The 7533-nt window shown below is 35.2% G+C and carries 8 protein-coding genes; 7 read left to right on the forward strand and 1 reads right to left on the reverse strand.

What is annotated here, in order from left to right; all coding sequences use genetic code 11:
- From FWJ34_RS16605 to FWJ34_RS16615, 3 genes are all read left to right on the forward strand, one after another.
- Positions 1–334, forward strand: a 334-nt coding sequence (locus FWJ34_RS16605; RefSeq protein ID WP_308256458.1) for a cob(I)yrinic acid a,c-diamide adenosyltransferase, incomplete at its 5' end; no start/stop codon positions are given.
- 60 nt (positions 335–394) lie between these two features.
- Positions 395–859, forward strand: a complete 465-nt coding sequence (locus tag FWJ34_RS16610) for a GNAT family N-acetyltransferase (RefSeq protein ID WP_308256459.1) — start codon at positions 395–397, stop codon at positions 857–859.
- Positions 860–892: 33 nt separating this feature from the next.
- Positions 893–1723: a creatininase family protein gene (locus FWJ34_RS16615; protein ID WP_308256461.1), complete on the forward strand. Its 831-nt coding sequence runs from the start codon at positions 893–895 to the stop codon at positions 1721–1723.
- A gap of 187 nt (positions 1724–1910) precedes the next feature.
- Here the strand turns inward: FWJ34_RS16615 and FWJ34_RS16620 are convergent, their stop codons facing one another.
- Entirely contained in the window at positions 1911–2219 is a 309-nt protein-coding gene (locus tag FWJ34_RS16620) for a hypothetical protein (protein ID WP_308256462.1), read from the reverse strand.
- A gap of 423 nt (positions 2220–2642) precedes the next feature.
- Here FWJ34_RS16620 and acpP point away from each other — a divergent pair, with 423 nt between their 5' ends.
- The 4 genes from acpP to FWJ34_RS16640 all read left to right on the forward strand — a co-directional run bounded on the left by acpP (position 2643) and on the right by FWJ34_RS16640 (position 7328).
- Positions 2643–2891, forward strand: coding sequence for an acyl carrier protein (gene acpP, locus FWJ34_RS16625; protein WP_308256466.1), 249 nt, complete (start codon positions 2643–2645; stop codon positions 2889–2891).
- Between the two features lie 239 nt (positions 2892–3130).
- A complete protein-coding gene (gene fabF / locus FWJ34_RS16630) occupies positions 3131–4378 on the forward strand; it encodes a beta-ketoacyl-ACP synthase II (RefSeq protein ID WP_308256463.1) in 1248 nt (415 codons plus the stop codon).
- Between the two features lie 377 nt (positions 4379–4755).
- Entirely contained in the window at positions 4756–6768 is a 2013-nt protein-coding gene (tkt, locus tag FWJ34_RS16635; RefSeq protein ID WP_308256464.1) for a transketolase, read from the forward strand.
- Between the two features lie 152 nt (positions 6769–6920).
- Entirely contained in the window at positions 6921–7328 is a 408-nt protein-coding gene (locus FWJ34_RS16640; RefSeq protein ID WP_308256465.1) for a hypothetical protein, read from the forward strand.
- The last annotated feature ends 205 nt before the right edge of the window (positions 7329–7533 follow it).

Here is a 7533-nt window from a genome sequence, read left to right on the forward strand (position 1 = left end):
GGGAGAAGGTTTTACATGGGAAACTCAAGATAGAGAAAAGGATATTTTAGCAGCAAGTAAAGCATGGGAAAAAGCAAGAAATTTTATTCTTAATCCTGAATATAAATTAGTATTATTAGATGAAATTAATATTGCGTTAAAATTAGATTATTTAAACTTAGAAGAGGTATTAAAAACTTTAGCGGAAAAACCAGCAGATACCCATATTATTTTAACAGGAAGAGGAGCAAAACCTGAGTTAATAGAAATGGCAGATTTAGTGACAGAAATGAAGTTAATCAAACACCCTTTTAAAGAGCAAGGAATTAAGGCACAAGCAGGAATCGAATTTTAATATTTGCACTGCTTTTATAACAAAGATTTTTCTTAATTTTTTTATTTATTATCAATATTTATGGCGAATAATAATCTTAATATTCATCGAGCAACGATTAACGATGTCGAGAATTTATTTAACTTAATTAAATGTTTAGCAGAGTATGAAAAATTATCTCATCAAATGACAGGAAACATCAAAAATTTAGAAAAACATTTATTTGGTAATCCTGTTTATGCTGAAGCAATTATCGCAAAATTGGATCATAAATCTGTTGGTTTTGCCTTATTTTTTACTAATTATTCCACTTTTTTAACTAAACCCGGAATTTACTTAGAAGACTTATTTGTTTTACCTGAATATCGCTTTCAAGGTATCGGTAAATCTTTATTAAATTACTTGATCAATTTAGCAAAAGATCGAGATTTTGGTAGAGTAGAATGGAGCGTTTTAGACTGGAATCAATCAGCTATTAATTTTTATGAGAAAATAGGGGCAAAAATATTACCCGATTGGCGTATTTGCCGAGTAATAATAAATTAATAGTTCTCTGTTCTTTTTTTATTTATTAAATCTATGATTCATGGTTTTATTCCTCCCGAAAGATTTTTTGCTTATTTGACATGGCAAGAAATTGAGATGATGACAGAAAAAGAAAATACAGTCATTATTCAACCTATTGGCGCCGTTGAACAACACGGTTATCATTTACCTTTAATTGTCGATTCGGCTATCAGTCAGGGAGTTTTAGGAAAGGCTTTAAGTTTACTAAATCCAGAGATTCCTGCCTACGGTTTACCTACCCTTTACTATGGTAAATCCAATGAGCATGAAGGCTTTGCTGGGACAATTAGTTTATTAGCAACTACATTATATTCTTTGATAGAAGAAACAGCGACAAGTATTTATAAAGCAGGTTTTCGTAAATTAATTTTAATGAATTCTCATGGAGGACAACCACAAATAATGGAAATTGTCGCACGAGATTTACATCAAAAGTTTCCAGATTTAGCAGTTTTTCCCTTATTCACTTGGAAAGTACCGAATATTACCAATGATTTGTTAACACAGGAGGAGAGAGAATTAGGTATTCATGCGGGAGATGCTGAAACAAGTTTGATGTTAGCTTTATTACCAAATCAGGTAAAAATGGATTTAGCCATCAAAGAATATCCCCGAAATTTAGCACCTAACAGTTTATTGTCGATGGAAGGAAATTTGCCATTTGCATGGTTAACCAGAGACGTCAGTAAAACTGGTGTTATGGGTGACGCAACGGTAGCCTCTAAAGAAAAAGGGCAGTGCATTTTAGAATCTTTAGCACAAGGGTGGGTAAAAGTAATTGAGGATGTATATGAATTAAAAATGAATAATGAGGATCTGCTGTTGGGAATCAGGAAGCTATAAAAATAAAGGTTTTATATACACTACATCAACAAAAAAAGCGCAGTTTTAGTAAGGGGTTTAAACTCTTTGTTTACTCAAAAAATAGGTAAGTATTTTACAATTACATACTCTAATTCTAACAAGGGGCGGCCATCCCATTACCCATCCTCATCAAAATACTTTTTCAGCAAACCTCAATTAATAATGCTTACGATGACTTAAAAATCTGTTGTGCGTTGAGGAGAGATTGAATTACTTGTTCTGTATCTATTAATCTTTTTAACATTACTTGACCAATATTAGAAGATACCTTGGCATTTTCATTCACTGGGATAACTTCCACCATCATAATAATTTCTTCTACTTCATGTAACCATAAAACTTGATTATTTTCGATCATTCCCAGAGGTAAACATTTAATATGAGGTTTTCGGCGCCAAGCATTTTCATTCCAAATACCACTCCTTTCCCAAATTCGATTATAAGTCCATCCATCTGCTAAAAAAAAGTATTTCATAAGTATCTAAATAAGGGGTGAACTAAATCTGTGCAAAACTATGCAGTTAAGCTAGATGTGTCTTTTATTGCTGGTTTCTTTTTATTTGGTGGTGATTATTACACAATTGTGACATTTTTGTTAAGATTTTAACAATTGATTCTTTTTAGATTTTAACTCCTTCTGTTCGATCTACAGACTATAATTTCTCTTTGTCAATAGTTAAACTGCTTCATTAAAGGCTCCAATTTTCCTGCAAGGAGACAGAAATGTGAACCATTAACCTATTTTAGTCAACTTGTACCTTTTGAGATATTATTATTAATTGCTTACCAAAAAAATGTAAACTAAAAAACAGTCACACCGTCTTGTATTGATTTTGTTTCCTTAATTAAGGTGAAAATAACAAGCGGATTAATAAATAAAACTGATATTCAAAGAAATATGAACCAAGAAATATTGAAAAAAGTACAAGAAATCGTAGTCGAACAATTAGACGTTGAAATAGATCGTGTAACTCCTGAAGCTAATTTTGTAAATGACTTAGATGCAGATTCTTTAGACGTTGTAGAATTAGTAATGGCTTTAGAAGAAGCCTTTGAAATTGAAATTGGAGATGAGGAAGCAGAAAAAATCACCACTGTGGGAGATGCGGTTAATCATATTGAGAGCAAAACTCAAGCGGTTGCTTAATTAATATTTAATGGCATTGATGATAACCAAATTTAAGTAAATTCATATATGGCTTTTTTTGGTTATCTAAATTGCTGGTATTGATAGCAGAGGAAAAAAAAGATAGAGAGATTTTTGCTTCTTTGCGTCTTTGCAAGAAAATCTTTAGTATGTCAAAAATATTACCCAAAAAATATTAAAATAAATTCGATAAATTGTTTCTGCTGTAAAAAGTAGATGTTTTTTATATATAAAGTATTATGACTAATTTACAAAATAAAAGAGTTGTTGTTACTGGTTTAGGAGCAATAACCCCTATAGGTAACACGTTAGACTCTTATTGGCAAGGTTTAAGAGAAGGGCGTAACGGTATCGGTTTAATTACTTGTTTTGATACCACTAATCATGTTTGTAAAATCGCTGGGGAAGTAAAAGATTTTGATCCTTTATTATACATGGATCGTAAAGAAGCCAAACGGATGGCAAGATTTTCTCAATTCGCCGTAGCTGCTAGTAAAGATGCTTTAAAAGATGCTAATTTAGTGATCAATGAGGATAACGCAGATGATGTAGGTATTGTCATTGGTACTGGGGTAGGCGGTTTAAGTGTGATGGAAGAACAAAACGAAGTATTATTAACGAAAGGACCGGGTAGAGTTACCCCTTTTCTTTTACCAACGATGATTTCTAATATGGCGGCCGGTTTAACGGCTATCCATGTGGGTGCAAAAGGTCCTACTTCTGGCTCTGTAACCGCTTGTGCCGCTGGTTCAAACGGCATTGGGGATGCTTTTCGTCTCATTCAAAGTGGCTATGCTAAAGCGATGATTTGCGGTGGCACAGAGGCGGCTATTACTCCTTTAGCCATGGCTGGTTTTGCTTCGGCGAAGGCTTTATCTACCCGTAATCATAGTCCACAAACAGCTAGTCGTCCCTTCGACAAAGATCGTGATGGTTTTGTCATGGGTGAAGGTTGCGGTATCCTGATTTTAGAGGAAAGAGAATATGCTTTGGCAAGAGGTGCAAGAGTTTACGCTGAAATAGTAGGTTATGGTATGACTTGTGATGCTTACCACATGACTTCCCCCGTACCTGAAGGATTAGGAGCGACTAAAGCAATGAAACTAGCTTTAAAAGATGGTAATTTAAGCCCCTCTGATATTAATTATGTCAATGCCCATGGCACAAGTACTCCAGCTAATGACAGCACTGAAACAAAAGCAATTAAAGGAGCTTTAGGGGATAATGCTTATAATATTCTTGTAAGTTCGACTAAGTCCATGACAGGGCATTTATTAGGTGGCTCTGGTGGTATTGAAGCCGTAGCAACAGTTTTGGCGATCGTCAATGATCAAGTACCGCCAACTATCAACTTACAAAATCCTGATGATGAGTGTGACTTAGACTATGTAGCGAATGAAAGTCGCAAAGTAACGGTAAATGTGGCTTTGTCTAACTCCTTCGGTTTTGGTGGGCATAATGTTACTTTAGCATTTCGGAAACATTAATAGCCCCTAGTCCGCAACTTCTTACAAGGGCAGGTTTTTTATATTTGGGTGAAGACAAGACTAGGGAGACTCTTAAGACTAGAGAAATGTTACACTAGAAAAATTGTCTTTTTAGCAATTATTGTAACATACTCAACCGAACTTGTTTTGTAGGGTTTTCCCCCCTTGAGGACTTACAAAATCGCCTTATTTGTGTACAAAAGCAAAATCAACTCAAATCGGCGATACAAATTTTTGTCATTCGTGAATATTAGATAATCTAGTGGCAAAATTAATTGTTAATGGTTAAAACTTGCTATCTCTACTCAACAATGAGAAAATAATCTGTAATTGTTCAAACATTTATATTTAATTAAATCAACTCAAAAAAATTCATTATGGTGGTTGCAACCCAATCTATTCAAGAACTCTGCATTAATGCAATTCGTTTCCTCTCCATTGACGGTGTCGAAAAAGCTAAATCTGGACACCCCGGCTTACCTATGGGTGCTGCTCCGATGTCTTTTGTACTCTGGGATCAATTCCTCAAATTTAACCCCAAAAATCCTCAGTGGATTAACCGTGATCGCTTTGTGCTTTCTGCTGGTCATGGTTCTATGCTTCAATACTCTTTATTACACTTATACGGTTATGATAGTGTCAGTATTGATGATATTAAACAATTTCGTCAATGGAAATCTAAAACTCCCGGACACCCTGAAAACTTCGTAACTTCTGGTGTTGAAGTAACTACGGGTCCTCTGGGGCAAGGTATCGCTAATGGTGTGGGTTTAGCTTTAGCAGAAGCTCATTTAGCGGCTAAATATAACAAACCTGATGTTACTTTAATTGATCATTACACCTATGTTATTCTCGGTGATGGTTGTAATATGGAAGGTATTTCTGGTGAAGCGGCTTCTTTAGCAGGACATTGGGGTTTAGGCAAACTGATCGCTTTATATGATGATAACCACATTTCTATTGATGGTTCTACTGATATTGCTTTTACCGAAGATGTTTCTAAGCGTTTCGAGGCTTACGGTTGGCACGTTCTTCATGTAAAAAATGGTAATACAGATTTAGATGCCATCGCCGCCGCTATTGTTGAGGCAAAATCTGTTACTGATAAACCTACCATGATCAAAGTTACCACTACCATCGGTTATGGTTCTCCTAAAAAAGCAAATACTGCCGGTGTACATGGTGCGGCTTTAGGTGCTGATGAAGTAGAAGCTACTCGTAACAATTTAGGTTGGAATTATGATCCTTTTGTCGTACCTGAAGATGCTTATAGTCACTTCCGCAAAGCCATCGAAAAAGGTGCAAGTTTAGAAGCAGAATGGAATCAAACTCTCGCTACTTATAAAACTAAATACCCTACCGAAGCGACAGAATTTGAAGCCATTATTTCGGGCGTACTTCCTGAAAATTGGGCTGATGTGTTACCTCCTTACACTCCTGAAGATAAACCCTTAGCAAGTCGTAAACACTCTGAAAATTGTTTGAATGCTATTTCTACAGTTTTACCTCAATTGATTGGTGGTTCGGCAGATTTAACTCACTCTAACCTAACTCAATTAAAGGTTTCAGGTGATTTCCAAAAAGGTGCTTACGAAAACCGTAACGTTCATTTTGGTGTCAGAGAACACGCTATGGGGGCAATTTGTAACGGTATTTCCCTCCATAATACAGGTTTAATTCCTTACGGTGCAACTTTCTTAATCTTCACTGATTACATGAGAAACTCCATCCGCCTTTCAGCTCTTTCCGAAGCGCAAGTTATCTGGGTTATGACTCATGATTCCATCGCCTTAGGTGAAGATGGCCCAACTCACCAACCAGTCGAACAGGTTGCATCCTTACGTTTAATTCCTGATTTACTCGTTTTCCGCCCAGCCGATGGCAATGAAACCTCTGGAGCTTACAAAGTTGCGATCGAAAGTAAGAAAACATCTTCCCTCTTAGCTTTAACCCGTCAAAACTTAGACAACTTAGCTGGTTCGTCTATTGATGCAGTAGCCAAAGGCGGTTATGTAGTTGCTTGTGGATTTGCACCTGAAGAATTAGATTTAATCTTAATCGGAACAGGTAGTGAAGTTGGACTTTGTGTTAAAGCTGCCGAAAAATTAAAAGCTGAAGGCTTGAAAGTTCGTGTAGTTTCCATCCCCTGTGTTGAGTTATTCGACAAGCAAAATGCAGAATACAAAGAATCTGTATTACCCAAAGCCATTAAAAAACGTGTTTCCGTTGAAGCAGGTGTTACCTACGGTTGGGAACGTTTTGTGGGCGATGAAGGTGTAAGTATTGGTATTAATACTTATGGTGCGTCAGCCCCCGGTGATATAGTTATGGAGAAATTCGGTTTTACTGTTGATAATGTGGTAGCTACAGCTAAAGCAATTTTAGGTTAATTGAACTATCCTAAACAATTAATCAAAATATTGTAAGCCTCCTTTTTTGAGGGGGTTTTTTATTTGCTTTTAGTATAATTGTCAGAAACAGAATATTTAGCACAAAAAATTAACATAGTTTCTATATTTCCTCTTTTTAATAAATCATTTTTATGGTTAAATTTATCTCTTTTATTAGGGTATTTTCTTTATTGATTTTATTTACCAATAGCTTAATTTTACCTAGTTTTTCTATAAGTGATAATTTTAATAAAACCTCTCCTCCTCTTACAAAGGAAAAAGGTTGGAGTGTCTGGAATTTATGGGTAAATTTTCCTTTTGAGATAATTGAAGTAGGATTATCTAACCTAGATTTAGGGAAAATGTTAGATTTTGAATATAGTTGTTTTGGTTCAGTGGGCGATGAAAATAATACTCTTAAACAAGAAACTTATTGGTATCGAATAGCGGATAAAGTCACAAAAATAGGTAAAAATAAATATCTACAAATTGAGGTGGGTTGTTGGCTAAATGATAATTTTAAATCAACTACGACTTTGATGGGAATTATTAATAATTAGGAACTTTAGATTCCCTTTACAGCCAATTGGCAAAAGAAGATAATCCCGAGTATGCTCATTCTGATACTGATGCTATTCGTGCTAATTTTTAATGAATATAATTGAATAATCTTTTATATTCCTAAAACACAGTCTATTAGCCGAGACAGCCCTGTAAAAACAGGGAATTAAAAAATATGTTGATCGCCCCATTAAGATCTCGATT

The organism is Geminocystis sp. GBBB08, assembly GCF_016743215.1.
Lineage (GTDB): Bacteria > Cyanobacteriota > Cyanobacteriia > Cyanobacteriales > Cyanobacteriaceae > Geminocystis.